Origin of the sequence: Priestia sp. LL-8 (genome assembly GCF_036227845.1) — a bacterium.
In the GTDB taxonomy this organism is placed as follows: domain Bacteria; phylum Bacillota; class Bacilli; order Bacillales; family Bacillaceae_H; genus Priestia; species Priestia zanthoxyli.
The window spans coordinates 1027013-1051292 of the sequence record NZ_JAZAQH010000001.1 but is presented as its reverse complement, the minus strand read 5'-3'; the positions used below and the strand labels follow the sequence as shown (position 1 = coordinate 1051292).

Below are 24280 nucleotides of genomic sequence, written 5' to 3'. Positions count from 1 at the left end.
TCCGAACGATTACTCGTTCGGATCTTCCTTCAACTAAAATACGTTTGTAATTACGATACTTTTTTCGTTACTTCGTTAATATAAGCTTCCTTGTCTTTATCGTTAAATTGACCTTCCCACTTCGAAATGACGATTGCACCAAGTGAGTTTCCAATTACGTTTACCGCTGTACGTCCCATATCTAACAAACGGTCGATTCCAGCGATAAAAGCAAGTCCTTCTACCGGAAGTCCTACAGATCCAAGCGTTGCAAGCAGTACAACAAACGAAACGCCCGGAACTCCTGCAATCCCTTTAGATGTAACCATTAAAATTAATATCAGTGAAATTTGCTGTGTGATGCTCATATCAATACCGTACATTTGCGCGATAAAAATCGCAGCAAGCGCTTGATAAAGAGTAGATCCGTCTAAGTTAAACGAATATCCCGTCGGAATAACAAAAGATGTAATTGCTTTAGGACATCCGAACTTTTCCATTTTCGCAATAATACGCGGCAATACCGTTTCTGAACTTGCAGTTGAAAATGCTAGCAGCAATTCATCTTTTAGCACTTTTAATAAGTGGAAGATGTTAACGCCTGCCCATTTAGCTACAAGTCCTAGTACAACTAATACAAAGAAAATCATTGTGCCGTAAGCAACAATTACAAGCTTACTAAGCGGAATCAGAGACGCTAGTCCAAATTTTGATACGGTTACACCGATTAATGCAAATACGCCAAACGGTGCAAACTTCATAACTAAATTCGTTACCCAAAACATCGCTTCTGCCGTGCCTTCAAAGAATCTTAAAACCGGCTTGCCTTTTTCACCGATTGATGCAATTCCAAGTCCAAATAGGACCGAGAAGAAAATAATTGGCAGCATGTCGCCTGCAGCAATTGACTCAAATACATTCGTTGGAACGATGTGAACAAATGTTTCTACAAATCCTTTTTGCTCTGTAGCTTCTGCCGTTGATGTGTAGCTGCTGATATCTGATTTTTCAAGACCGCTGCGGTCCACACCAGTACCGGGGTGAAGCAAGTTAGCTGCTAATAAGCCTACAACAATGGCAACCGTTGTAATGATTTCAAAGTAAAGAATTGTTTTTCCGCCTAATTTACCAAGCTTCTTAATATCACCAACACCCGCAACGCCCACAATGATACTAGATATAACAATCGGCACCACGATCATTTTAATTAAATGAATGAATACGTCTCCAATTGGCTGCAGCACTTCAACTGCTTTAGGATTTCCGTAAAAAATAGCCCCTACAATAATACCTGCAATCAAACCAATTAAAATTTGTCCTGCTAATCCAAGCTTTTTGAACATATCTTTGCACCTTCCTTCTTTTTTCTAACAGCTCGAAGCTGTTTATTTGCACTTAATGTATTCAACAGATACAATTCCATTAAGAACTGTTTATTAAGTAGTTCTTTTATTCATAAGATTACATTATCACAGGCATCACAAAATCTAACAAAAACCTACTGAAACTAACAAAAAGTTTTTAGAAAATTACAAAATGAAAACGCTGTAGTTTTTTTACTACAGCGTTTGTTTGACTTCATAATAGAGCATTTGAATAAATTTCTTTACATTTATACGACTTGGCGTACTGCTTTTGCCCGTGCCTTTTTCTATATCTCTCATGCGCTGATGCACCATTGAAAAATCGAAAAACTTAGAAGCATAATTTTCAAATTTAGGATTAAAGAAGTCAACCATACCAAGAGAGGTCAAATGATTTAAAGACTGATAAATAGCTCTTCTTACTCGCTGCTCGGCTGCTTTCATTTCTTTTTGCAGCACGTCTTCTGAAAAAGATGAACCAAGCTTTCTCACGGTAATTTTCTCAAAAATTTCTTTGAGAGAAGGAAAATGCTGTTCATACATCGTGCTTTTTTCCGTTTGATGCAGGTAATTGATGATTTCAATTAAATCTTTACTTCCGCTTTCTCCTAAAATCCCAAGTTCTCTTAAAAGAAACCTGCACGCTTCTGCCGGATCGCTTTCTTTTTTACCAAAAGAAGGCGTTTTTTGCTGGTTTCCTATATTAAGTACGGTATTTAACGATTCTTGAATTTTCTCCATTGATTGTTGAACATGAATTCGTTCAATTACTTTTTGAATGACCATGAGCACTTCCATACGATTAAGCGGCTTCGTGATATAGTATTCAATGCCAAGCGAGTAGGCTTTTCCAATCAAATCTTTTGTTTCTACCTGTGACATCATAATAATTTTGCCTTTAAAAGTATCCTTTATTTTGCGCACGGTTTCGATTCCGTCTTGAATGGGCATCAACAAATCAATAAATAAAATATCGATCTGCTGCAATAGAGAAGACTGATCATTTAAGACAATTCCGTCTTCTGCTTCCCCTATAACCTCTCCTAGATCATTATCTTCAATAATTTCAGCTAACATTGAACGAAAGACTTCGTCATCATCTATGATATAAAATCGCATATTAGTCCTTATCCCCCATTAACGTAGACATAGGTAAATCTATAGTAAATTGAACACCGGGGCTTGGAGACAGATTAATAAATTGAATACTCCCGCCCAGCTGCTCGGTCATTTGCTTAACGTAGACAAGCCCAAGACCTGTAGAAGGCGTCCCGTCCTTTGCATATTTGGATGTAAATCCCGCTTTAAAAATGAGACGTTCATGCCTTTTTTTCACGCCGGGACCGCTGTCTCTTACATACAATAAAATGCGGTCTTCTTCTCGGCATACGTCGATAATAATGGTGCCTTCTTTTTCAATCGCTTCGACTGCATTCGTTACTAGGTTATTAATTAATGATAAAAACAAGTACACGTGATAGCGAGGGTGCTCTCCTAGAATCGAATGTGAAAAATGAATATCTTTTGCTAACAGCGCTGCATATTTTTCATTGCTGCGCATGACGATTTGAAGCAGACTTTCGATTTCCATATACTCAGAAAATTCTTCTTTTGTAATGACCTTGGACAGTCCTGCTGATATCCGCTGATTGTCTTTTTTAATATCATGTACTTCTCCTGCAATTTGTAATGCTTTTTGGCTAAATTCGTGCAGCGAAGTAAGCTGGTGGATATCCGCTTCGTGTAATTCTTCATATAAATCATACGACTTTTTCGTAATTCTCTCAGCGTCTTGCAGCGTTTTTTTCAAATGAATGGATTCTTCATACAAATTTGAAAGCACAACAAGCAGCTGATCATTTTTTTGAGAGATTTGCCGTTCTCTGAGCTGCCCTTCGTAGAGTTTGATCATGCTAAACAGGCATAAAACAAAGAAACTTCGAAAGACCCCTACAATAAAAATTTGCATGAACTCTGGAAACATAATATGATGATGAACCATCACATACATACAAAGCAGTTCCATGCCGCCCGAAACCGTTTCGATGATGATGCTCCATATGCCAATAATCCATGGCTTTGAATGAAAATCGTTAATCTTAAACCAAGAAAAAGCAATCGCATAAACAAGATAATAAATCCCTGCTGAGCACCGGATCTGCAAAGAATGCAGAAAATCAAATGATTCGTAATTATACCAATCAAGGTACATCCGAAAGGCCACTATAGCACTAGCAACTAAAATACCTGGTATGACAGGAGATACCTTTCTTAAAAGCAGCAGTGAAAAGAAAAAAATGGGCACAGCAAAGCTAACTCTATACGTATCATGAAAAGGATAATATTTGAGCTCGCCTGCTAGCGGCACAACAACTATCATCACCAAAATGAGTAAAACATCTTTTTTTACTACCGTATCAACTTTCATTGTTCACGTCCTGCACTTTTTGAACATAAGTATATAGTTTAGCAATCTAAAAGACAATCGCTCTTTCCTATATTTTTTACACTCCCACTTCCATTTATAAATATAGCCCATATATAAACGATTATTTATTCTCTTTCATTATTCTTTGTAGTTTTTTAGATTTTCTTGTTTTATTTTGTAATTTTTGTTGTATAGTAGAAGTACCTTTTAAAATGTGAGGCTGTATCACAACTATTCAATTATTATTACATCACCTGATAGCTACACTAAAAAGGAAAACTATTATTTTATAGGGGGAGCTTATTTTACAATGTGGATCATTACCGTTTACTCGAAAAACCAAAGTCCGACTATGTTTGAATTTGAATCAGAGGTAGAGGCGAAAAAGACATTTCAGGAGATTAAAGGGTGTAAGATCCTATCGGAAGTTATTTACTATAACGACCGAGTTCCCGCTTTAGCGTAAATCAGTTGATGTAGGAAATTTTACAAATTATCGGTTAAAAGCCACGTAAAGAGCCAAAGGATGATCCTATTCCTTTGGCTCTTTGCTGTTTGATTAGAAAAAACGAGGCTGAGACATAATGAGATGAATCTAATCTAAAGACGAACAAACGGTAGACATGAGCTGAACCGCTTGTGACACCGCAGTTGATTTCCGTGCAAGACGTCGCTTTCCGCGGGCGGCCGTTGAGCCTCCTCGTCGCTTGCGCTCCTGTGGGGTCTCACCTGTTCCGCTTTTCTTCGTCTTGCCCTCCAATCAACTGCTAGAAGGGTCTACCGTTGACCCTAACAAAAAAACGAACCACTAATCAAACCTGTTGATCAATGGTTCGTTTTTCACTTCGTCTAACATACTTTTGTCTCAGCCTCGTTTTGCTTTGTGAGCATACTGACTGCCCACATTACGATAAAGTTGATAAGCAGCGCAATAAATCCGACGTTGATATCTTTCATTTGCTGAGGCAGTGACGGGAATAACGTACCAATAGTAGATCCGCTGATTGTAATATAGGCTACTACAATAATTCCGGCAACAATCCCCCACGCTGCTCCTTGTTTCGTTACAAAGTTATTTTTCTTCAAGCTGAAAAGCAGAGATGGAAACAGCTGTGTCATTAGACTATAGCCCATTAAAATAATTGTTGACAGCGTCGTTCCTCCGTTTAGCGTAAAGTAAACGGAAATAAGAGCCACAACCGGTACAAAGCTTTTCGCTAAACGAGCAATACGCGCTTCGCTTGCTTGAGGCGCAAACGGTTTGTATATGTTTTTCGCCAGCAGCGTTGACGCACTCATTAACAGCATCGATCCCGGCACAAGCGCTGTCAGCAAACCCGCTCCTCCTATAATTCCAATAAACCAAGGATCAAACGTTTGGATTGAGATCCTTAATAGCGCAAGATCCACGTCTCCTCCGCTTAAACCAGGAACTTTTAAGATAGCTGCAAATCCAACAAAAAATACAAAAAGCAGCATCAGCGTATAAAGAGGACTAATGATTGCATTTTTACGAAATACCTTTGCGTTTTTCGCTGTATAGCTTGAGCTAAACACCTGCGGCCACATATAAAAACCAAGCACTAGTAAAATAACGGTCGAAATAAACCATGAGACGCTTAATCCTTGCTCAGGAAACTTTAAAAACCCGGGCTTCGCTGTATTCACCGCTTCAAACATTGGACCGTATCCTCCGTAATAATGAAAAGGTAAATAAATGCCTAAAAATCCAATCACCGCAAGCATCATAATGTCTTTAATAACGGCCGTCCATGCAGAACCGTGGATACCGGATATCATCACATACAGCGTTAAACTGATAGCTCCCATCCAAATGGCTGCCGGCATTGAAATGGCACCGTATGATGCTTGTGATACAATAATCCCCAATCCTTTTAACTGCACAACAATAACAGGAATGACGGCGATCACTCCTACAACAGCTACAAGCACACCAAGGTAAGGGCTTTTATATTTGCTTACAAAAAAATCAGGCTGCGAGACGAGCTTATGATCTCTTGCATACTTCCAAATAACAGGAAGAAGCCAGTATGATAAGACATATGATAAGCTAATATAAATTAAGACATAAAGTGCAGGAGCTCCTTTTCCATAAGCCCATCCACTTCCGCCTAAAAACGAAAACGTTGTATAGATTTCTCCGGCCATCAGCACAAACACTAAAATAGCCCCGAAACCGCGTCCGCCTACCGTCCACTGCTCCAAGTTCATATCCTTGCCTTTGGTTGATCGTATGCCAAGAAAAATAGCTGCCACTAAAAATAGTAAAATAATAATAAGTGCACTATTCATTCTTCTTCCCCTTCCCGATTTCTGGGATCAAGCTTGTACATAACCCCTAAAATAATGGACGTAAGCACCACCCATATCACCATCCAAAACATATTGAACGGCATACCGAGAACAAACGGAGTCACTCGATTAACAAAGGGAAGAAACCCTAATATGCCTACGAACGGAAGGACAGACAAAATATAGATAAATTTCATGACTAAACTCCTCCGACTTTCTAAAACTAACTTCTTTATATTACCACATATTCTGTGTATTCAATGAAGGAATGCTTGCATTTAAACTGAAATAATCTCCAAAAGATAAAATATTCTGTACTATTTTACAAAAATACTGTTTTCATTTTTCTGAATAAATAGTATAATCTTTTCTTATAGTTCGCAGGAGGTATCGTACAGATGAAAACAATAGAGAAAATCAGTACATTTGCAGGAAAAACGTTTACGCTTTGGGTTATTTTAATTTCCGTTATTGCCTACTCATTCCCAGAGCACTTTGTATGGATTGGAAAGTACATCGTTCCGCTTTTAGGAATTGTCATGTTTGGAATGGGATTAACGCTCTCAGCGTCTGATTTCAGTGAAGTATTTCGAAGACCGAAAGAAGTAGCACTAGGCGTGATAGGACATTTTATCATTATGCCGCTTCTCGCATTCGGTTTGGCGATTGGCTTAGATTTACCAAAAGAAATAGCAGTGGGCGTTATTTTAGTAGGCTGTTGTCCAAGCGGCACATCATCAAACGTAATGGTCTTTTTGGCTCGAGGAAACGTTGCGCTCGCAGTTGCCATCGCTTCTGTTTCAACCATTTTAGCACCGATCGTTACACCGCTTCTCATTTTATTATTTGCAAGCAAGTGGGTCGATATTGATATCATGTCTCTTATTATTTCCATTATACAAGTTGTCATCATTCCGCTTGCTCTTGGATTTACGATCAAAAAGTTTTTTGGAAAAGCTGCAGAAGCAAGTTCCAAAGCTCTTCCCCTTGTTTCAGTAGTCGCAATTGTTTTGATTGTATCCGCTGTTGTGGCAGGAAGCCAAGCGCAGCTTGCTAAAACGGGCGGTATCATTTTTGCCGTAGTCGTGCTTCACAACATTCTTGGTTTCACAATCGGTTTCTTCTTTGCCCGCTTATGCGGAATGGACCTAGCCAAACAAAAAGCGGTCGCAATGGAAGTGGGCATGCAAAACTCAGGGCTCGGCGTTACCATTGCTTCCACTCACTTTTCGCCACTAGCCGCTGTCCCAAGCGCCATATTCAGCGTCTGGCACAACATCTCAGGCTCAATTCTTGCCTTTATCTTCAGCAAACTAAAAGACAAAAACCAGCCATCGTCTAACAAAAAAATGGCTGGCTAATACAATAAACTTATAAGGGAAGCACAAAAAGCTCCCTTGAACCTTCCCAAAAAGGTTTTAAAAAGTTCTTAAAAGCTTTTACCTAGGAGAATTTCACCAACCCCGAAAGGGGGGTGAAGTTCTCTTAGGTATAGAAAAAAAAGACATGGCGCTTTTTGCCATGTCTCTTTTTTCTACATCGATTCTAAACTATATTAGCCTCTTCCTGCTTGGAAAGAAGGATATTTCGTCATACCGCCATCAGCAAATAATGTAATACCTGTTACATAGCTTGCTTGTGATGATGCTAAGAATGCTGCAACTGATGCTACTTCTTCTGGTTTACCGATGTAACCCATTGGAATCATGCTTTCTACGTCCGCACGTTGTACAGGATCTGCAAATTTCTCTGCGTTGATTGGTGTGTTCATCGCACCTGGTCCAATGTTATTTACGCGGATACCTTTTGGCGCATATTCAAGAGCCAATGTTTCCGTCATTAGTTTCATACCGCCTTTACTTGCTGCGTAGTGAACAAATAATGGCCAAGGAATCATTTCGTGAACACTAGACATGTTAATAACGTTTCCTTTAATGTCGTTTTCAACGAAATATTTAATTGCTTCACGGCTTCCTAAGAATGCACCTGTTAAGTTTGTATCAATAACTTTGTTCCAGTTATCTAAAGATAGCTCATGAGAAGGAACTGGGTTTTCAACACCAGCGTTGTTAATCATAACGTCTAATGTACCGAATTCTTTAATAGCTGTTTGAACAAGATTTACAACGTCTTCTTCTTTTGTTACGTCGCCTTGAACGATGATCGCTTGTCCGCCTGCTTCTTCTACTTCTTTTTTCGCATCTAAAGCTTCTTCTTCATTGTTGTAATAGTTAATAACAACTTTTGCTTCTTCTTGACCGAAACGAACAGCCATTGCACGTCCTAAACCTGTTGATCCACCTGTAATTACAACTACTTTATCTTTTAAATCTGTATACATAATAAAATCCTCCTAGTGTTTTCATTTATTCATACATACTATCATTAACTTTTACGTAAACGTTAACTTTTAGCCATTCCGAGGAATACGCCACCTAAAATGATGAGCACAATACCAATCGTAATTGAAATAAGCTGACGCTTTGTTTTCTTTTCTCCAAGTAAGAAGATACCGCCAAGCGTTGAAATAACGATTCCCATTTGTGATAATGAGAAGCTTGTTGCAACCCCTACTTTAGGTTGAGAAATAAATAAGAACATGTTACCAGCTGCCCAAATGAGGCCTGGAATAATGTTGCGAATTGCGTATTTATTAAACGGTTTGTGTTTATAAGTAAGTATAAGTCCACCAATTAACATACCAATTGCTTGTGGGAATAGTGCCGACCAGCCGTCTACATTAAATAAACGAGCGACAACTACATACACTAAGTATCCAATTGTTGAAACAATAAGGGTAATGATCCCTTTTTTGAATTGTCCAGATTGCTCTGGGTTTTTTTCGCTTTCTAGTGATGTTAGCACGATACCAATAACAATAAAAATAAGAGCTAACACGCCTAAAATAACGGTTGTTGTTGTTGACCACTCGTGAAACACGATAACACCAAATAGTGATGTCGTCACAAGCTGCATACCAGTTGAAATTGGCATGGTTTTTGAAACACCAATATAATCAATCGTTTTCAACTGATTACTTTGCCCAACTGCCCAAAATAATCCTGAAACGATTCCGACAATAAAAATAAGCGGCGTCAACACTGGATGAACTACGAAATAAATAACGGCTGAAAAGATCAGCGCACCAATTGTAGTCCCAAGCGTTTGACTGTAAGGACCTCCGCCCAATTTAACGTTGAACAGGACAATACTTCCCCAGAAAATCGCAGGAAGAATAGCCAAAAGGATATCCATTTGATACTAACCTTCTTTCTCAAACTCTTGATGTAATTGTAAATTTAAAGTACCTTTTATTTAACTAGGTAACTTTATGTAACCAATCTTAGACCTTTTTTCTTGATACGTCAATAATAATATGTCGATTCTGTGACTTTTTTTTAAAACTTTACAATACAGCGTTTCCAAGCTACTGAAAGTTTTGAAAATAAAAAAAGATAGCCTTTTCATTATCCAAATGCTAGTATATAATAACATTATAAGGGTTACTTTTAATATCCTATATACGATAAAGTAGGTGGCATGAATGAATGAATTTGATGAGTTATGTCCAAAAGTGTGGAAAACGTTTGATATAATAGGAAAAAGATGGAACGGGTTAATTATTTATGTACTGATGAGCGGTCCTAAACGCTTTAGTGAAATTCACAGCAGCATTCCCTCTTTGAGTAAACGAATGTTAACCGAACGAATGAAAGAGTTAGAAGAAGAAGGAATTGTAATCCGGCACGTTATTCCTGAACGTCCGGTTCGTATTGAATATATCTTAACTAAAAAAGGATCAGAGCTTGGTATGATCTTAGGACCCGTGAGCAAGTGGGCAAAAACATGGATAAAATAAAAAAAGCCTCTTTGGAGGCTTTTTTTACGTTTGATAGAGGATATAATTATTTTTCCCTTCTCTTTTTCCTTTATATAACGCATCATCTGCATTTTTTAATAATGAAGCAGCCGATTCCCCGTCTTCTGGATAGATAGAGACGCCGATGGTAGTTGTTGTGCACAAACAATAGCCCCGTACATTCCAGCTTTGCTGAAGAGATACGTGAATTCGCCTAGCAATTTGTTCAATTTCTCGTCCATTTGTTACGTTTAAAATAATGATAAACTCGTCTCCGCCCAAACGATAAATACGATCGCCTTTCCTCACACAGCTCTTTAATCTCTTCGTGTATACTTTTAGAAATTCGTCGCCTATATGATGGCCATATTCATCGTTAATCTGCTTAAAATTATCACAGTCAAGAAACAAAAGCGCAAAAAACTCATCGCTTTTTTGCTGCCCTTTTTCAATTACTTTGTTTAACTCTTTTAATAACATCGCCCGGTTGGGAAGACCTGTTAAACTATCGTGAGTGGCTTCAAAATGAAGTTTATTTTCTAGCGCTTTTTGTTCAGTAATATCATTATGAATGGATACATAATGAGTAATATTTCCGTCTATATCTTTTAACGGCACAATTGTTTTCGATACCCAGTATGACTGATGATGCTTCGTCCCCATTTCAAGCTGTCCTCGCCATACTTTTCCGCTTTTTATTGTTTCAAGCAGCTCATGATGATCATGATTAAGCCCTGCATCTCGATAATACTTCCCTACTAAATCTTCTTTTTCGTAACCTGAATACTGTACATACATATCATTTACATAGGTAATAGTTCCACTTGCATTTATAATCATAACGCTAGCTGATTCATCAAGCGCATATTTTATATTTTCAAGTTCTTTCAGCGTATACGCCAGCTGTTCTTCTGCTTCTTTTTGGGGCGTAATATCGTGTAAGATTGCATAGGCGCCAACCGTTTGATTATTTACTTTAACAGGAATCGTTGTAATATACACATGTTGTATAGAATGTTGGCTTCTGCGGAATGTTAGCTCTGTACTATAGCTAATTTCTTCATATACATTCCAACGTTTGTAATTACAGGCTCCCAGTCTTTTAGCAACATCTCGGTAATTTTGGTGCAGCACATCGCTTGCAGAAAGCTGCAGCGTTTCTAAGAATGCGCTGTTAATATTTAAAATCGCACCGTCCAAATTCAGCATACAAACCGCGTGGTGGTGGTTTGTAAATAGCGATTTGTACCACTGTTTGCTTTTTATGAGCTCTAATTCTAATCTTTTAATAGCTGTAATATCTCGGTAAATCACTGAATAAGCGACCAGTTGATTTTGATAGTCATAAATCGGTGAACAGCTGACAGATACACACACGCTTTCGCCGCTTTTTGTGTACCTGACTGTTTCATAAGGAGACAGCGTCTTACCATTTTTTAATTCTGCTATTAATTTAAGGTTTTCTTGTTCCTCTTTCTTTGACACGATGTTCATCTCTTGACGGCTTTTTCCTATAACTTCTTCTTTTCTCCACTGAAATAGCTTTTCAAATGCTCCATTGACTGTTAAGACCTTCTCATCACAATCAGCAATCAGAATGGCGTCTACCGTGTTTTCTAGAAACGCATCGAGCAAACGCGTGCTCTCTTCCTGTGTTTTTTTATAATGAATTTCTTGAGCCATGACAAGGACATGTGAAGGGTTTGTCGCTTGATTAAATAAAGGGGTAAAAGTTACTTCATATGCATGCCGGTCGGGCTGAAAAAGCTGTATGTATTGATATTGAATCGGTTCTTTCGTGACAATGGCTTTTTCACAAAGTGTGTAAAAAAGCTGATTTTCTTCTTTATTGATTATCTTGTCTTCCATTTTGTCAAAGAATTGCTGAGCTGCTTTGTTACATTCTTTATAATATAGCTGATGTTTTTCTTGCTGAATTAAAATAACAGGCTGCGGCATATTCATAAAATAAAATTGGAATACCCCTTCACTATACATACTAAATATCCTCCATCTGCCTTTGGAATTTCACTAAACGTCTTGTTTCGATATGCAATTCACTCATTCTCCCAAACCAACACGTCTTCTTTACCCTTTAAAATATTTTAACAATCGCACAAAATCACATAATTTTATAAAAACTCAAGACATCTATGTTTCATATAGGTCTAATTACTCACTTTTATATTACGATAAATTATCTATTTAGTGAAGTGTATGGTTTAAGAGTTCAGCAGCCTTTCTCGTCTGAATAAACTGCGGTACTTATTATAAGTTAAGTAGGAAGAGATCGACTGCGGCGTGCCCAGCAAATAGCCCTGAGCAGCATGTAGGTTTAACGAAATCGCTGCGGCTAAATCTTTATCTCGTTCAACGCCTTCTAAAATGAGATTCGTATGCGGATAATAATTAACAAGCAAATCAATCAGATCTTTCTTTTGCTTGCAGTCAGCTAGCCCTTCCGCATAGCTTCGGTCCAATTTCATATAGTGAGGCTCATACATGCTCACCTGTCTCATCGCTGCGGCCCCTGCTCCAAAATCATCAATCGCAATTTTGAAACCGGCCTCTTTCAAACTCATTGCTCGGGCAAAAAGAGCAGGCGATTCCCATATTTTTTTTTCATGAAGCGTTTCATTTAACTCCCATACAATGCGATGTTTCGCATTTTTATAGGTGTTCAACAGATATGCTAAAAACCGTTGGAAATGCGGGTGGAGAAGAGTAGATGGAAACACGTTGATAAATAAATCTTCAGATTTCAATACCTCAAACGGAAAGTTCTTTATAGCCCCTTCAATTGCCATCGTATCAAGCTTGTACAAATAATTATGGCGTCTTGCCAGTGAAAACAACTCTTCAATTTGCCCTTTTGCGAAAGCTGTGCGCAGCAAAGCCTCAAAACCCAGCGTCTCCCACGAATTCAACGCATAAATAGGCTGATATACAAACTGAAAGTCTTCATACGTCAGTTCCTTTAAAACATGAGCATCCATTCTTTCGTTTAATCACCTTTCATTTTCAATATACTATTTCTTCCATAACCTAAACTTATAAAAATATATCCTAAAAACAGATAATTGTCCATTAAAAGTAAGATATTCCATTAGGCGATTTAGGTATTTTGAGACTTGCTGGAGGCTTATGATAGCAACAAAGAAGTGTTTTAGAGACTTTTATGCTTTTGATAGATAGGCTGTAAAGGATGTTTCAAAAAAGAGCGAAATCAATCTCATCTAAAACGAACAAATTGGATAAAGGAGCTGGACTGCTTGTGACACCGCGGTTGATTTCCGTGCAAGGCTTCGCTTTCCGCGGGCGGCCGCTGAGCCCGCAGGAGTCTTCGCCTTGCCCTCCAATCAATCGCTAGAAGCACCTAATATGTGAAATTTACGTTTACCATAACAACAAAAAAATTCGAACGATTAATTAATCGTTCGAATATCTCTTCGACTAAAATACTTTTGTCCCAGCCTCTTTAAAAAAAGCGGGATTTACGTGTTAATCTTTATACACTCGAGGCCTGAAGCAAGCCATGAATGAAACAATAAGGGCCCCGATCTCAAAAATAAATATGTAAACAGCTATTTGGTTTGTGTTAGGTTCCCATTCTTGCTTAGAAACTAATAGCATCATATACGTTAATACAAGAAATAAGTTTGCTTGTATAAAGCTTTTCAAGCCGCGATATACTGAGAATTTTTTTAATAACGACGTTCGTTTTACTTTATTAGGAGAATACGAGGATACTTCCTTTTTAAGCAGCTCAACTTTTGCATTTTCAATCAAACTTAAAAAATCATCCAATTTAGCACTTACAAAATGAACTTCTTTACTTTCTTTTTGAACATCTGGAAGCCAGCAATAACGGTTCCCAGGAATAAAAGAAAGGACAGTTTGGACGTGCTGATCGTTTTGGAACATAACGTGGACAATTTCTTGACCATTATCCTTAAAGTCTTGTAAAAACTTTTTCATTTGTACCTCTACTGAATCATCCTCAATCATCTTATTTAAAGCTTTTGATGACATATGATGAAGAGAATCATATGTACTATCAGATAAACTAACTTTAGTTTTGAAAACACAATTCTCTCCCTGATTTAACTTATAAAAATTTGTAACCTCTTCTCCAAAACCTAGAAGAGAATGAGTAAACGAAAAAGTATGTTTTTTCTGGAATTGTTGCTCTATGATTATATGATTATTATTTACCCAATAGAAATTCAGACTCTTACTTTTGTGCACAAACTTAATTTTCTTAGGTGCCTCTACTATGTGTTGAATGAGGCTGACCATTGTTTCATTTATTCCTACATCAGTTTCGTCATCCCATAAGTTAGATTTTTGCATAATAAAGTCCGGCCCATATAATATCTGGTCAAGCTCCATTTTTTTGATTTTTTGTTGTTTTCCTACACTTTGCGCTTCTTTTTCATATCCGCATAAGGTTAAGGCTGCGATTAGTTGATTCGTGCTTAAAGTAATAGGGCTCTGTGTCATTTTTTAAACTACCTTCCTTTATCAAATGTTATAAATCATCCCCGTTGTAAAGCCTAATATCCAAAAGCAAATGACAAAAATTAAGGCTAATAAACGATTCACAATAAATGGAGCTCTGTTAATCCTTTTTTGCACGTAATAGTTAGGTGTAAATACAGCCATAACTAAATATTTAGCGCAATAACCTCTTATCGTTGGCTTGTAATCATAGACAAATTGCTCATATTGATAAATAGACGCTCGTTGGAAAATTAACGATAATAGCCCATATAAAGCATTACAAAAAAACATGGCAAATAAATATGCTGACAAGAAAGGGAAACCTCTTCCGTTTCCCCAAAAAAACATTGTACCTACAGCTAATATACTAACAGCTAAAGCAAATCCTATAACTTTCTTCATTTAACGCGCTACCCCTCTTCGCTAATTACCTACTATTTTTCAACAAACCTTTATAGCTTTTCTCTTCTAGTAGATCTTTAACTTTGAAATAAAAGCCATCTGTTGAAAGAGGAACGATAAATATCTCATCTTCAGAGATATTATCGTACATTACATACCATATAAAGTCTTCACTAGGCATAAAAAATAAAATTTTATCAAATTCTATCTCATTGTCTAAATAGTTCATGTCTATAAGAGAAATATTATTAAACTTACAGTCATTTTTTTTAAAATCCTTGAGAAAATTTTTTAGAGAATCGTTTATATCGGCTTTATTAATGAGATTATCCAACTCTACATGTTTCAATTGTAGTAAATTGTTATAGATATCCTCAGATAACATCAGTGGTTCAATTCCGTCTAAATCTTCAGATGTAGATTTTCCTAATTCGAACTTTTTAATTAATAGTTCTTTAACGTCTTCCATAAGAAATTTCGTATAGAAATAATGACGTTGCTCCTCTATTACTTGTACAATAAACTCGTTTGAATTTACAAAATGAAGAAAAAACACCTCGTTTTCTCTAATACACCGAATCTTTCTTCTTGTATGTACTAATTTATCAATAAAGTGTTCTATTTCAGCAAAAAGTAAGCTCTTACTACTTTCGTCCCAGTATCCTTTATCTTTTAAGGTATACTCTGTTTGCTTAATAAATTTTTCAAATTTTAATTCATCTTCTAGCAGCTCTAAATTACTTAACACATCGTTTGCCATATCTTCATAACCACAAAGGGCAAGAGCACATCCCAGTTCAGTAGTTGAAAGTGTATAACACGGCTTCATAATTTTTGATACCCCCATATTTTACCTGAATATTCCTGTAACAAACTTACCTGCATTAGATAAATTATCAACTGATTTTGTCAATATATCACCTAGTTTTTTAGATTTTTCTTCAGCAAACCTTCCTAATTTTTCACCTGCAGCTTTTACTTTATCCTCTACCTTTAACGAAGTCACAACACCGATTGAAGCCCCGATAGCTCCTCCTATAAAGGTGCCTGGTCCAGGTGCAATTGCAGTTCCTATAGCAGCACCTGCTAGAGTAATTCCAGTAACACCTGCATCGAGACCTAATCCAGCACTAAAGCGTCCTATCTTTTCACCGGTAGATTTATTTCTACCCTTAGGACCGATAATTTCTCCTGAATTCATAACTACAGAAACTGCTATACCAGCCAATGGAATTTTTTTCAATAAAGTCGATACTCCCTTTGCATGTGTAGCCTGTTTTAATGTAGCCTTTACATCAACTGGAAACTTACTATAAGCGTTAACCTTCTCAGGGTTAAACTTCAAAAAGGAAAAATGTTCTTCCAGAATAGTACGGTACGCTCGCTTGGTAGTACCTTCCTTAAAGCCAGCTAAATGCTTCAAAAATTTCACTGGTTGATTTTTGAATTTTTCAAATTTATTTTGAACGAACTTAATATTACTACTAGCTCCCTTTTTTAGAACTTTATGAATAATATTAGCTAGCATAGAAGGGTATTTTCCATTTTGTTTCTTCCACCCTTGTCCTGCTACTAATTTAAATAATCCATTAGTACCCTTTGTTATTTTTAACTTACCTGATAACAACACTGTAGCTGCGGTTACACCTTTAGCAATATCTTTATATGCCGTCACCTTGCCTAATTTATCTAAAACGCCTGCTGTCCCAGTCAAGATATCTCCTTCACCATCATCTGCCGACTGTTCAAGAGCATTTTCCATAGCTTCATTAACCGAGTCCTTATTCATGTATTCATTAATTTCTTCCAAAGTAGAAGTGGTTAAATTCACACCACCCTTACTCCAATTAGAAACTTGATTAATCAGTTTTTTTAGCTCACTTAGTGTATCTACAGGGTCTTTCAGCCCCTTAACAACCTCTGCATCTAGTTCATTCAACTTAGTAAGCGTCTCTTTATTTATGGCTCTTGCCTTATGGAGATGTACATTAAGCTCTCCTGTAGAAATAGACTCCACCATTGCCACAGTTTTAATACTATCTATATGTTTATTAATGCTTTCCACTATAGTTTGGGTGGTCTCTTCAAGTCGTTTTAAGCTATTTTCAACCTCAGTTTCGATAAAATTCTCTCTAACCAATCCATCTTCATTTTCATATTCTTTAATTTTTGTTTTGATATCTTTTAGTTGTTTTGTGTACTCTTCTAAAAAATAATTAATTAATATAACTGTAGGATAGTGAAGATTCACTAGGTTTTCTTTAATAGCGTCTGCTCCTTTACCACTTAAAGAGTTGAGACCAATTATTCTGTTCATTGAATCACGAACGGCTAATATCTGTTTCTTCTCTTTTTCCTTACTAGAAATAGAGCTTGCTAACTCTGGTAATATTTCTGCAACCTTTATAACTTTCATATTATTTATGTACCTCGCTATTCTACTTCATTTTTGTTGCAATTTCTTCATCAGTTTGAATCATTTTTTCTACACTTTCCCACGCATTTAACTCTAACTGAGTTAAAATCTCTTTATATTGTGTAAGTAATTCATAGTAGGTTTGTTCAATTTCTTCAATCTTTTTAGTTACATCAAGTTTGCTTTCAGTAAATTCTACTTTGCCAGCAGAAGTTTCAAGAGATTGTATTTCATTTTTAAAACTCTTAAAAGCTACTTCTACTTCAGACTTCACAATTTTGATTTCTGACATATTTATCCTCCTTTACTCTTTTTCAATATTTAATTGATTAATTCTATTGTTAACGGAACTGATAGACTCTCCTAAAGATCTATTTTGATTTTGAAGGTATGTAATTTTAGTTTCGATAGTTTGCAGTACTTTTTCAACTTGATTATTGCCAATTTCTTTAAAGGCATGTTCTAACTTAGATCTATTTTCACTAAACTCTGTTGCATATTTACCTGCCCAACTCTCTGAAGATAATTGAGGATTATTCACTAAATTCGCATTATTCATCAATTCCTCTTGTTCAAGCGATATTTCATCATGAGCTGATTGTAATTGCATAATTTTTTTATTATTTAGTGCCATTTCTTTTTCTAAATGAGAAACATTGTTCGTTAGCATTTTTACCAATAATTCATCAAACATTTAAGACCTCCATAATTACTCTACTACTTTCAAAAAAACTTAAAAATTCTCTTTCGATACTATCATACTTATAATGGGAGAGTCATAAGCAGAACGAATCAAAGAACCATAATTAGGAAGTGGTTATTTTTTACTATCACTTACCCTTTCTATTAAAGAAATAATCACTTCTTTTTTTATCATTGTTACCTTTATTAATGATTTCTCTCAATAAAGAAAACCCCACTTTAAAAAAAGTGAGGTTGATTACATAATATAGGCCATTTACTGAACGCTTTGCTCTCCTTGCGCCAGCACATCAATTTCAGCATCAATCTTTACGCTGTGGGTTTTTCCATCAAGTCCAAGGATGACAATTTCGTATTGCTTGTTAGCAAGAACAATCGATTCGATAATGCCTTTATGCTGTCTTAACGCGTATGCTTTTGCACGGCTTTTAGTTAAAGGAATCGTTTTTTCTTTCAAAATACTGCCGGTTTGGGCATTAATTTTTACTTTATGCTCTTCTCCGTTTAACGTAAGGATGTCTACTATATAAATAGGAAGAGTGAGTATTTTACTCAGAGATATGGATTTGACAATGCCTTTATATTCTTTTAATGCGAGAAGCTTTGCTTGTTCTTTCAACAAAAGTGATCGTTTTTCAGAAATCATTTGACGCCATCCTTTCTAGTTTATAAAACGGACTGCTGTTTCAATTTCTTAACGTACCATATCCTATGTATACGTCTACTAACTAGTATAGCGGGCTTGTCTTAAATTTCTCTTAATATTACATGAAAGATAGCTGAAGAAAGCTGTTATTCACTGAAAAAACTAGACCTGGTTAGATCTAGCTTCTTATCGGTGAATGTGAACTCTACATTTTTTTCGTTTCGAATCGTTCTACGGCTCTCATTTGTTTGATTGACGGGGATTTGTGGACGCACATGCCTAGATGGACTTTTTGAAGCAAATAGGGATCAATGTAAAAACCATTTTGAAAGATGTTTTCTTTTTCCTGTTCGTCATGAAATTTGGAGCATCTTACACAGTAATACATATCATAACCTCCTTGCGGGCTATTTTATAAACGGGGATAGTTGTGAATGGTATATTTACCTACATCATATGGAAAAGAACAAAAGTCGTGCTTGTTTAGGGAAAATGTCCGAAAAGAAGAAGGCTTGTTCGTGGGCTAAAACACTGGATTTTAAAAATGATTATTTAGAACATAAATCAGTTTAATCTTAATAAAAAAGCCTCTTTTAAAGAAAAAAGAGGCACTTTTTATTAATTTGTTACTTTTGCGCTGTTTTGATGCCAGTTCCAAGCTGATGCGATAATTTTTTCTAATGAAATTTGCGCTTTCCAGCCTAATTCTGCGTGAATTTTATCAGAAGATGCGACTAAGCGTGCCGGATCTCCAGCGCGGCGGTCTGCCATTACGACATTCGCTTTTTTACCCGTTACTTTTTCGCACGTTTCAATCACTTCTTTTACAGAGTAGCCAAGGCCGTTTCCAAGGTTGTACGTTGCTGTTTTCTTCGTGCCGTCTAACAGTGCCTGAAGCGCTGAAATGTGAGCATTTGCTAGATCCGTTACGTGAATGTAGTCACGAATGCATGTTCCGTCTTCAGTATCGTAGTCTGAGCCGAATACAGAGATGTTTTCACGTTCACCGAGCAGGTGCTGAAGAATAATTGGAATTAAGTGCGTTTCAGGATCATGGCACTCGCCAATTTCTGCTGTTTCGTAAGCACCCGCTGCGTTGAAGTAACGAAGCACAACATATTCCATGTCGTAAGCACTTGCAAAGTCAGCTAAAATCTGTTCGATCATTAACTTTGAACGTCCGTACGGATTGATTGGGTTTGTTGCCGTATCTTCTGTAATAATATCTACAGAAGGAATCCCGTATGTAGCAGCAGTAGATGAAAAAATAAACTTTTTCACATTGTGCTTCATCATCGTTTGTAAAAGGGTTAACGTCGCAGCTACGTTATTTTGATAATATTTAAGAGGATCTGTTACTGACTCCCCTACTAAACTATTAGCAGCAAAATGCATGACAGCATCAATTTTATGATTTGTGAATACGCTTTCTAAATCTTTCTCATTACCTAGATTTCCTTCTACGAATACCGCTTTCTCATCGATTGCCCAGCGATGACCCGTTGATAGATTATCAAGTACCACAACTTCATTTGTTTTTACTAATTCTTTTACTAGGTGGCTTCCGATATAGCCTGCTCCTCCGATGACTAAAATCATACTGTCAGTCAGCTCCTTTTTATTAAGTGTCGCTACAGATATCGTACCCGTTTCTTTTCCATTTGTAAATATTTCATTTTTCAGTATATGATAACGCAGCTGTCTCTTTTAATTAGTATATCTACTAATTGTGAACTGAGTGTGAAGATATTCGTTTCTACTTAAAAACCCGCGCATGTAAGCAACGGGTTTTCTTCTTAGATTTGCTGAGGCACTTTCTTCATATCTTTCACTTTATTTTTTAATGGAAGCATGCCTTCAATATGGCATTCAATACAGTCCCCGTCTTCAATAACAGCGGGTCCCGGCGTTCCGGTTAAAATGATATCTCCTGGGTGCAGCGTCATGACTTTTGAGAAAAATGAAACACAGTATGCGATGTCGTAAATCATATTAGACACGGTATTTTCATGCTGCATGTCTCCGTTTAGCAACGTGCGCACTTGAAGTGATTTCACGTTTGATATGCTTTCTTTTGTGATAAATTCTGAGCCTATACTACAAAATGTATCAAAGCTTTTTGCTCGCATTAAGTAGCGATGATTCGCCGCGTGAATATCAGCTGCGGTTACGTCAATGGCTGACGTATAACCAGCAATTACGTTTATGGCTTCATCTGGCTCTATATCCTTACACGTTTCGCCGATTACCACCGCTAGTTCCGCTTCAGCCGTTGTTTTGTAGGACTGCTTTGGAATACGAATGCTGTCATCTGGTCCAATAATGGCGGTTGCGGGTTTTAAAAAACTAACTGGATCAATGGCACGGTCGTAGTCTTTTAGTTTTTCTTCAGAAGCTGCATAATTAAATCCAATGCCTAACAATTTTGACGGATTACTAATGATAGGAGCTGTTTTTCTGTCCTGCAAGTGAAGTGCGGGAAAAGAGCTGTTCATACCAAATTTATTATGGGCATACCATGTTTCGAGGTGGCGAAGTTCTTTATATTGAATAAGATCCCAAATTGTTGTAGACCAGTTTGTTAAATATTTAGTATTGATATCTTCTATAAGCAGAATGCTGTCATTATCTAAAACAGCTGCTTGTTCTTTCCCTTGCTCTATTATATTTACTAACTTCATGATACGCTCCTTACCGATGCTTGAATGATATGATCGCTGTTTTCTTTTACCCAATTTAATAATTTTTCATCTTGGTTGTATCCTGCAATAAAAGATAAGCCGATTGGCAAACCATCTAGTTCTCCTGCAGGTATCGTAACTTGCGGAAGTCCGCTTAGGCCGGCAATACACGTCATTTGAAGTGTTCGCAATCTTCTGTTTTCTAACTCCAGTCCTTTTGCATCTTTTACAGGCGCGGGTCCTGGAGCAGTAGGAAGGACTAATATTCCGTCTTCTCCAAGCTGTGAATACATAAAATAGCGAAGTTCACGACGCTTTTCTTCTATATAATTCATATTTAATAAGGTAAGAGTGCTCGCCCATTGAAAGCGGCTTCCGATATCTTCTCCAAACGTTGGATTTTCTTTTTGAATCCATTCTCCGTGCGTTTGCCAGATTTCTTTTCCTTGCAGCAAACGAAAAGTTTCCATATATGTAGAAAAACCCTGAGGGGCAATTACTATTTCTTCTGTAGTAGAAAAAGACTTCATTACGTGCTTAATAGGTGGTGCAAGAGCCTGCATGCTTTGTTCTTCCACAAGTTCCATTACGTCTGTTGGTACATAAAGTCGTGTAAAACCGCTAACAAGAGACGTTGAGTTCAATAAAACCGATCCAACTTTTTGCAGGGTGTGGCCGTCTCTAGCCATTACACCGACTGTATCAAAGCTTGGAGCCAGTGGAATCAGGCCGTTTGTAGAAATGCGTCCGTGAGAAGGACGATACCCAAAAATACCGCAGTAGCTTGACGGAATTCGAACCGATCCTCCCGTGTCTGTTCCAATTGCAAAATCAGTTATTCCCGCTGCCACAGCGACCGCTGAGCCGCTCGAAGATCCTCCCGGAATTCGATCTGCGCTTTTTGGGTTTACCGGTGTTCCGTAATGCGCGTTTTCTCCATTTAATCCGTACATAAGCTCATCAGTATGCGTAACTCCCTTTAGCGCAGCTCCTTCTTTTAAAAGAACAGCTACTACGTCTGCATGTTCGCTTGCAGGCTGATGCGTGGCGAGCCAATCCGGATTTCCTGCACTTGATATATGTCCTTGTACATCAAATACGTCTTTTAACGCAAAACTCAAGTTATTTAACATCCCCGTTCCCGTTGGAGGTACGTAAAGGTCACTGTCTACAAATGCGTTCCACGTATCTTTCATTCAACCATCTCCTCATTTCTTATATCTGTTTAGAATATAAAATTTGGAATAAGTTGGTCAATGAATGTGTCAGGTCTGTTAACATTAATATTATGTAAACCTCCCAGCTTCTCTTTCCCTAGAGAAACTAGCCGTTTTATTTCCCTTTTAGCACGTTTGCGAGTAAAGTAGAAACATATCATTTTACGAAAAGGACTATCGCGATGGAACAATCTACTACGCTTTTCTTATTTATTTTATTAGCTTTTGTGCTAACAAGAGGCATTCCATTTATAGGTTCATTTGCTCCTAGCATTAATACACTGCTTCGGCATATTGGACGTTATTTTTCAAATTTAAATACGATGTTTCATGAAGATGGCCACGCGTTAATGGGGCTTATTGTCGGAAAAGGCGTCAATCGCATTGAGCTTTATACCAATAACGAAGGTGTAGCTGTGACTGCCACCTACGCGGGATCCCGTGGATGGCTGCCGCGCGTCATTATTGCCTTAGCCGGCTACCCGTTCAGCTCAGCAATGGCGTATTTGTTTTTCTACCTGCTCATTCACCACCACTACGACTGGCTTTTTTACGGGTTAGGAAGTGTTGTTGTTATTAATTTACTGCTTTGGGTACGTAACGGATACGGAATTGTTTGGCTTTTTTCTATCGGTTTGATCCTCGGCGGTATTTATTATTTACAAGACCCACAGCTTATGCGCTACAGCATGATGTTTGTTGGTGCACTGTTACTTGTAGAATCTCTATTTTCTGCCTTTATTATTTTTGTGTTAAGCATCAAATACCCACACGATGCGGGTGACGCTACCAGTCTAAAGCAGCTTACCCATCTTTCAGCACGCTTTTGGGGTTTTTTATTTTTCGCACAGGCCGTGTATGTGGCTTATTTGATTTTCCAGCTGATTTATTAAGGACAAAATTCTATGATTCCCCTAAGAAAACTTTGGGATTTTTATAATTTAAAGGAATAATTTACTTTTATACGCTAATAGTGGTTTACGAGTTCCCTAAATGAGGTATATATTGGGTACTATGAAGTCGTAAAGAGGTGTGGGATACTTGTCATTATTTTTAAAGTGGAAGCAAAAGAAGCAGGAAAAAGAAGTAGAGCGTGTTCTTTGGGAATCAATCTCAAAAAGAAAAGACTACTGGAACACAATTGGACATGTCGACGGAGACGTATTAACTCATTTATTAAATCCCATGTTTTTTGGCGGGCCTGCTTGGCCGTCTGGACGTCAAACTTTTATTCGTGTTCAAAAAACAGAGACGGTTATTTTAGCAAGCGACGGCTTGTCCGATCCGTTTCAACTACCTGAAGAAAAGAGCCAAAGACAAGGAAAGGGATTAGAATTCTATATCGAATGCGATGATGAATCTCTTCGCGGACCTTTATCGGATATCCAGGATCACTGGGCATTTGACCTTCTTTATCAAATGAGTCAAAATGCTGCCGCTCACCCTAATATGCTAGAACTATTCATGAAACATGATGTTCTTTCAATTGAATTTACGGATTTGGACGTACCGCCTCATTTTGTAAATAAAAATGGAGATATTGGTGTATTGCTAGGAGTTCAGTCTCCTTCCGTTTCAACTAGCCTCTCTTTACCTTACGAATCTATTAAACTGATTAGCATGAAGCTTCTTACACCAAACGAATTAGATTATGTGCGCGAACAAGGAGCGCAAGGACGCAGGCAGCTCGCTGAAACATTTCAGCTGTCAAAAAGTTATCATATTACCATGACTAAAAGAGAGTCTCTTATTTAAAAGAGGTTCTTTTTT

Annotated in this window: 26 protein-coding genes; 4 read left to right on the top strand and 22 right to left on the bottom strand. The window is 37.4% G+C overall.

Annotated elements, in window-relative coordinates; all coding sequences use genetic code 11:
• Nucleotides 1-50 precede the first annotated feature (50 nt).
• From U9R83_RS05380 to U9R83_RS05355, 6 genes are all read right to left on the bottom strand, one after another.
• The gene (locus U9R83_RS05380) at nucleotides 51-1322 is read right to left on the bottom strand and encodes a cation:dicarboxylate symporter family transporter (RefSeq protein WP_028407730.1); all 1272 of its coding nucleotides are present in this window, start codon (nucleotides 1320-1322) and stop codon (nucleotides 51-53) included.
• A 216-nt stretch (nucleotides 1323-1538) separates the two neighbouring features.
• Nucleotides 1539-2462 (bottom strand): response regulator, encoded by a 924-nt coding sequence (locus U9R83_RS05375; RefSeq protein ID WP_098626092.1) that lies wholly within the window; start codon nucleotides 2460-2462, stop codon nucleotides 1539-1541.
• A 1-nt stretch (nucleotide 2463) separates the two neighbouring features.
• The gene (locus tag U9R83_RS05370; RefSeq protein ID WP_014461260.1) at nucleotides 2464-3771 is read right to left on the bottom strand and encodes a sensor histidine kinase; all 1308 of its coding nucleotides are present in this window, start codon (nucleotides 3769-3771) and stop codon (nucleotides 2464-2466) included.
• A gap of 595 nt (nucleotides 3772-4366) precedes the next feature.
• Entirely contained in the window at nucleotides 4367-4531 is a 165-nt protein-coding gene (locus tag U9R83_RS05365) for a hypothetical protein (protein WP_181170523.1), read from the bottom strand.
• Nucleotides 4532-4620: 89 nt separating this feature from the next.
• Nucleotides 4621-6084: a sodium:solute symporter family protein gene (locus U9R83_RS05360; protein ID WP_140451564.1), complete on the bottom strand. Its 1464-nt coding sequence runs from the start codon at nucleotides 6082-6084 to the stop codon at nucleotides 4621-4623.
• Nucleotides 6081-6281, bottom strand: a complete 201-nt coding sequence (locus U9R83_RS05355) for a DUF3311 domain-containing protein (protein ID WP_013055761.1) — start codon at nucleotides 6279-6281, stop codon at nucleotides 6081-6083. Before U9R83_RS05355 ends, U9R83_RS05360 begins: the two co-directional genes overlap by 4 nt.
• Nucleotides 6282-6482: 201 nt before the next feature.
• On the opposite strand from U9R83_RS05355, the gene U9R83_RS05350 reads away from it, so the two are divergent.
• Nucleotides 6483-7445: a bile acid:sodium symporter family protein gene (locus U9R83_RS05350; RefSeq protein WP_328575096.1), complete on the top strand. Its 963-nt coding sequence runs from the start codon at nucleotides 6483-6485 to the stop codon at nucleotides 7443-7445.
• Between the two features lie 194 nt (nucleotides 7446-7639).
• Here the strand turns inward: U9R83_RS05350 and gdh are convergent, their stop codons facing one another.
• Complete coding sequence (gene gdh, locus U9R83_RS05345) at nucleotides 7640-8425, bottom strand: glucose 1-dehydrogenase (protein WP_014461262.1); 786 nt, start codon at nucleotides 8423-8425, stop codon at nucleotides 7640-7642.
• A 62-nt stretch (nucleotides 8426-8487) separates the two neighbouring features.
• A complete protein-coding gene (locus U9R83_RS05340) occupies nucleotides 8488-9339 on the bottom strand; it encodes a GRP family sugar transporter (protein ID WP_028412283.1) in 852 nt (283 codons plus the stop codon).
• 289 nt (nucleotides 9340-9628) lie between these two features.
• Between U9R83_RS05340 and U9R83_RS05335 the strand changes: the two genes are divergently transcribed.
• Nucleotides 9629-9943: a winged helix-turn-helix transcriptional regulator gene (locus U9R83_RS05335; protein WP_013055757.1), complete on the top strand. Its 315-nt coding sequence runs from the start codon at nucleotides 9629-9631 to the stop codon at nucleotides 9941-9943.
• Nucleotides 9944-9967: 24 nt separating this feature from the next.
• Here the strand turns inward: U9R83_RS05335 and U9R83_RS05330 are convergent, their stop codons facing one another.
• The 14 genes from U9R83_RS05330 to U9R83_RS05265 form a co-directional block, all read right to left on the bottom strand.
• Nucleotides 9968-11941 carry a diguanylate cyclase domain-containing protein gene (locus tag U9R83_RS05330; RefSeq protein ID WP_328575095.1) on the bottom strand — a complete coding sequence of 658 codons (1974 nt, stop codon included), beginning with the start codon at nucleotides 11939-11941 and terminating at the stop codon, nucleotides 9968-9970.
• Between the two features lie 224 nt (nucleotides 11942-12165).
• Entirely contained in the window at nucleotides 12166-12939 is a 774-nt protein-coding gene (locus U9R83_RS05325; RefSeq protein ID WP_328575094.1) for an EAL domain-containing protein, read from the bottom strand.
• Nucleotides 12940-13153: 214 nt separating this feature from the next.
• A complete protein-coding gene (locus U9R83_RS05320; RefSeq protein ID WP_181170517.1) occupies nucleotides 13154-13306 on the bottom strand; it encodes a hypothetical protein in 153 nt (50 codons plus the stop codon).
• Nucleotides 13307-13444: 138 nt separating this feature from the next.
• Nucleotides 13445-14446, bottom strand: a complete 1002-nt coding sequence (locus U9R83_RS05315) for a hypothetical protein (protein ID WP_182420870.1) — start codon at nucleotides 14444-14446, stop codon at nucleotides 13445-13447.
• A gap of 21 nt (nucleotides 14447-14467) precedes the next feature.
• Nucleotides 14468-14848, bottom strand: coding sequence for a hypothetical protein (locus U9R83_RS05310; protein ID WP_140451569.1), 381 nt, complete (start codon nucleotides 14846-14848; stop codon nucleotides 14468-14470).
• Nucleotides 14849-14873: 25 nt separating this feature from the next.
• Complete coding sequence (locus tag U9R83_RS05305) at nucleotides 14874-15677, bottom strand: hypothetical protein (protein WP_182420871.1); 804 nt, start codon at nucleotides 15675-15677, stop codon at nucleotides 14874-14876.
• A 21-nt stretch (nucleotides 15678-15698) separates the two neighbouring features.
• Complete coding sequence (locus U9R83_RS05300) at nucleotides 15699-17264, bottom strand: T7SS effector LXG polymorphic toxin (RefSeq protein WP_182420872.1); 1566 nt, start codon at nucleotides 17262-17264, stop codon at nucleotides 15699-15701.
• Nucleotides 17265-17286: 22 nt separating this feature from the next.
• A complete protein-coding gene (locus U9R83_RS05295; protein ID WP_328575093.1) occupies nucleotides 17287-17556 on the bottom strand; it encodes a DUF5344 family protein in 270 nt (89 codons plus the stop codon).
• A 12-nt stretch (nucleotides 17557-17568) separates the two neighbouring features.
• Nucleotides 17569-17958 (bottom strand): YwqH-like family protein, encoded by a 390-nt coding sequence (locus U9R83_RS05290; protein WP_328575092.1) that lies wholly within the window; start codon nucleotides 17956-17958, stop codon nucleotides 17569-17571.
• A gap of 264 nt (nucleotides 17959-18222) precedes the next feature.
• Nucleotides 18223-18612, bottom strand: coding sequence for a PepSY domain-containing protein (locus U9R83_RS05285; protein WP_328575091.1), 390 nt, complete (start codon nucleotides 18610-18612; stop codon nucleotides 18223-18225).
• Nucleotides 18613-18817: 205 nt separating this feature from the next.
• Nucleotides 18818-19000, bottom strand: coding sequence for a DUF3973 domain-containing protein (locus tag U9R83_RS05280; RefSeq protein WP_013055747.1), 183 nt, complete (start codon nucleotides 18998-19000; stop codon nucleotides 18818-18820).
• A 230-nt stretch (nucleotides 19001-19230) separates the two neighbouring features.
• Nucleotides 19231-20211 (bottom strand): UDP-glucose 4-epimerase GalE, encoded by a 981-nt coding sequence (gene galE, locus U9R83_RS05275; RefSeq protein ID WP_013055746.1) that lies wholly within the window; start codon nucleotides 20209-20211, stop codon nucleotides 19231-19233.
• A gap of 197 nt (nucleotides 20212-20408) precedes the next feature.
• Nucleotides 20409-21293, bottom strand: a complete 885-nt coding sequence (locus U9R83_RS05270; protein ID WP_328575090.1) for a fumarylacetoacetate hydrolase family protein — start codon at nucleotides 21291-21293, stop codon at nucleotides 20409-20411.
• Nucleotides 21290-22489, bottom strand: coding sequence for an amidase (locus U9R83_RS05265; RefSeq protein WP_154973432.1), 1200 nt, complete (start codon nucleotides 22487-22489; stop codon nucleotides 21290-21292). The genes U9R83_RS05270 and U9R83_RS05265 overlap by 4 nt, the downstream gene beginning before the upstream one ends.
• Before the next feature lie 203 nt (nucleotides 22490-22692).
• Between U9R83_RS05265 and U9R83_RS05260 the strand changes: the two genes are divergently transcribed.
• Both U9R83_RS05260 and U9R83_RS05255 read left to right on the top strand, forming a co-directional pair.
• Complete coding sequence (locus U9R83_RS05260; RefSeq protein WP_217028590.1) at nucleotides 22693-23403, top strand: M50 family metallopeptidase; 711 nt, start codon at nucleotides 22693-22695, stop codon at nucleotides 23401-23403.
• Nucleotides 23404-23551: 148 nt separating this feature from the next.
• Nucleotides 23552-24265, top strand: a complete 714-nt coding sequence (locus U9R83_RS05255) for a hypothetical protein (protein ID WP_328575089.1) — start codon at nucleotides 23552-23554, stop codon at nucleotides 24263-24265.
• The last annotated feature ends 15 nt before the right edge of the window (nucleotides 24266-24280 follow it).

Bases quoted from the DNA above. Each gene is read 5' to 3' on its own strand.
- U9R83_RS05335 (WP_013055757.1), top strand. From the start codon at position 9,629: ATGAATGAATTTGATGAGTTATGTCCAAAAGTGTGGAAAACGTTTGAT.
- U9R83_RS05265 (WP_154973432.1), bottom strand. From the start codon at position 22,489: ATGAAAGATACGTGGAACGCATTTGTAGACAGTGACCTTTACGTACCT.
- U9R83_RS05270 (WP_328575090.1), bottom strand. From the start codon at position 21,293: ATGAAGTTAGTAAATATAATAGAGCAAGGGAAAGAACAAGCAGCTGTT.
- U9R83_RS05375 (WP_098626092.1), bottom strand. From the start codon at position 2,462: ATGCGATTTTATATCATAGATGATGACGAAGTCTTTCGTTCAATGTTA.
- U9R83_RS05305 (WP_182420871.1), bottom strand. From the start codon at position 15,677: ATGAAGCCGTGTTATACACTTTCAACTACTGAACTGGGATGTGCTCTT.
- U9R83_RS05340 (WP_028412283.1), bottom strand. From the start codon at position 9,339: ATGGATATCCTTTTGGCTATTCTTCCTGCGATTTTCTGGGGAAGTATT.
- U9R83_RS05285 (WP_328575091.1), bottom strand. From the start codon at position 18,612: ATGATTTCTGAAAAACGATCACTTTTGTTGAAAGAACAAGCAAAGCTT.
- U9R83_RS05325 (WP_328575094.1), bottom strand. From the start codon at position 12,939: ATGGATGCTCATGTTTTAAAGGAACTGACGTATGAAGACTTTCAGTTT.
- galE (WP_013055746.1), bottom strand. From the start codon at position 20,211: ATGATTTTAGTCATCGGAGGAGCAGGCTATATCGGAAGCCACCTAGTA.
- U9R83_RS05290 (WP_328575092.1), bottom strand. From the start codon at position 17,958: ATGTTTGATGAATTATTGGTAAAAATGCTAACGAACAATGTTTCTCAT.
- U9R83_RS05310 (WP_140451569.1), bottom strand. From the start codon at position 14,848: ATGAAGAAAGTTATAGGATTTGCTTTAGCTGTTAGTATATTAGCTGTA.
- U9R83_RS05315 (WP_182420870.1), bottom strand. From the start codon at position 14,446: ATGACACAGAGCCCTATTACTTTAAGCACGAATCAACTAATCGCAGCC.
- U9R83_RS05300 (WP_182420872.1), bottom strand. From the start codon at position 17,264: ATGAAAGTTATAAAGGTTGCAGAAATATTACCAGAGTTAGCAAGCTCT.
- U9R83_RS05370 (WP_014461260.1), bottom strand. From the start codon at position 3,771: ATGAAAGTTGATACGGTAGTAAAAAAAGATGTTTTACTCATTTTGGTG.
- U9R83_RS05360 (WP_140451564.1), bottom strand. From the start codon at position 6,084: ATGAATAGTGCACTTATTATTATTTTACTATTTTTAGTGGCAGCTATT.
- U9R83_RS05355 (WP_013055761.1), bottom strand. From the start codon at position 6,281: ATGAAATTTATCTATATTTTGTCTGTCCTTCCGTTCGTAGGCATATTA.
- U9R83_RS05280 (WP_013055747.1), bottom strand. From the start codon at position 19,000: ATGTATTACTGTGTAAGATGCTCCAAATTTCATGACGAACAGGAAAAA.
- gdh (WP_014461262.1), bottom strand. From the start codon at position 8,425: ATGTATACAGATTTAAAAGATAAAGTAGTTGTAATTACAGGTGGATCA.
- U9R83_RS05330 (WP_328575095.1), bottom strand. From the start codon at position 11,941: ATGTATAGTGAAGGGGTATTCCAATTTTATTTTATGAATATGCCGCAG.
- U9R83_RS05260 (WP_217028590.1), top strand. From the start codon at position 22,693: ATGGAACAATCTACTACGCTTTTCTTATTTATTTTATTAGCTTTTGTG.
- U9R83_RS05380 (WP_028407730.1), bottom strand. From the start codon at position 1,322: ATGTTCAAAAAGCTTGGATTAGCAGGACAAATTTTAATTGGTTTGATT.
- U9R83_RS05350 (WP_328575096.1), top strand. From the start codon at position 6,483: ATGAAAACAATAGAGAAAATCAGTACATTTGCAGGAAAAACGTTTACG.
- U9R83_RS05295 (WP_328575093.1), bottom strand. From the start codon at position 17,556: ATGTCAGAAATCAAAATTGTGAAGTCTGAAGTAGAAGTAGCTTTTAAG.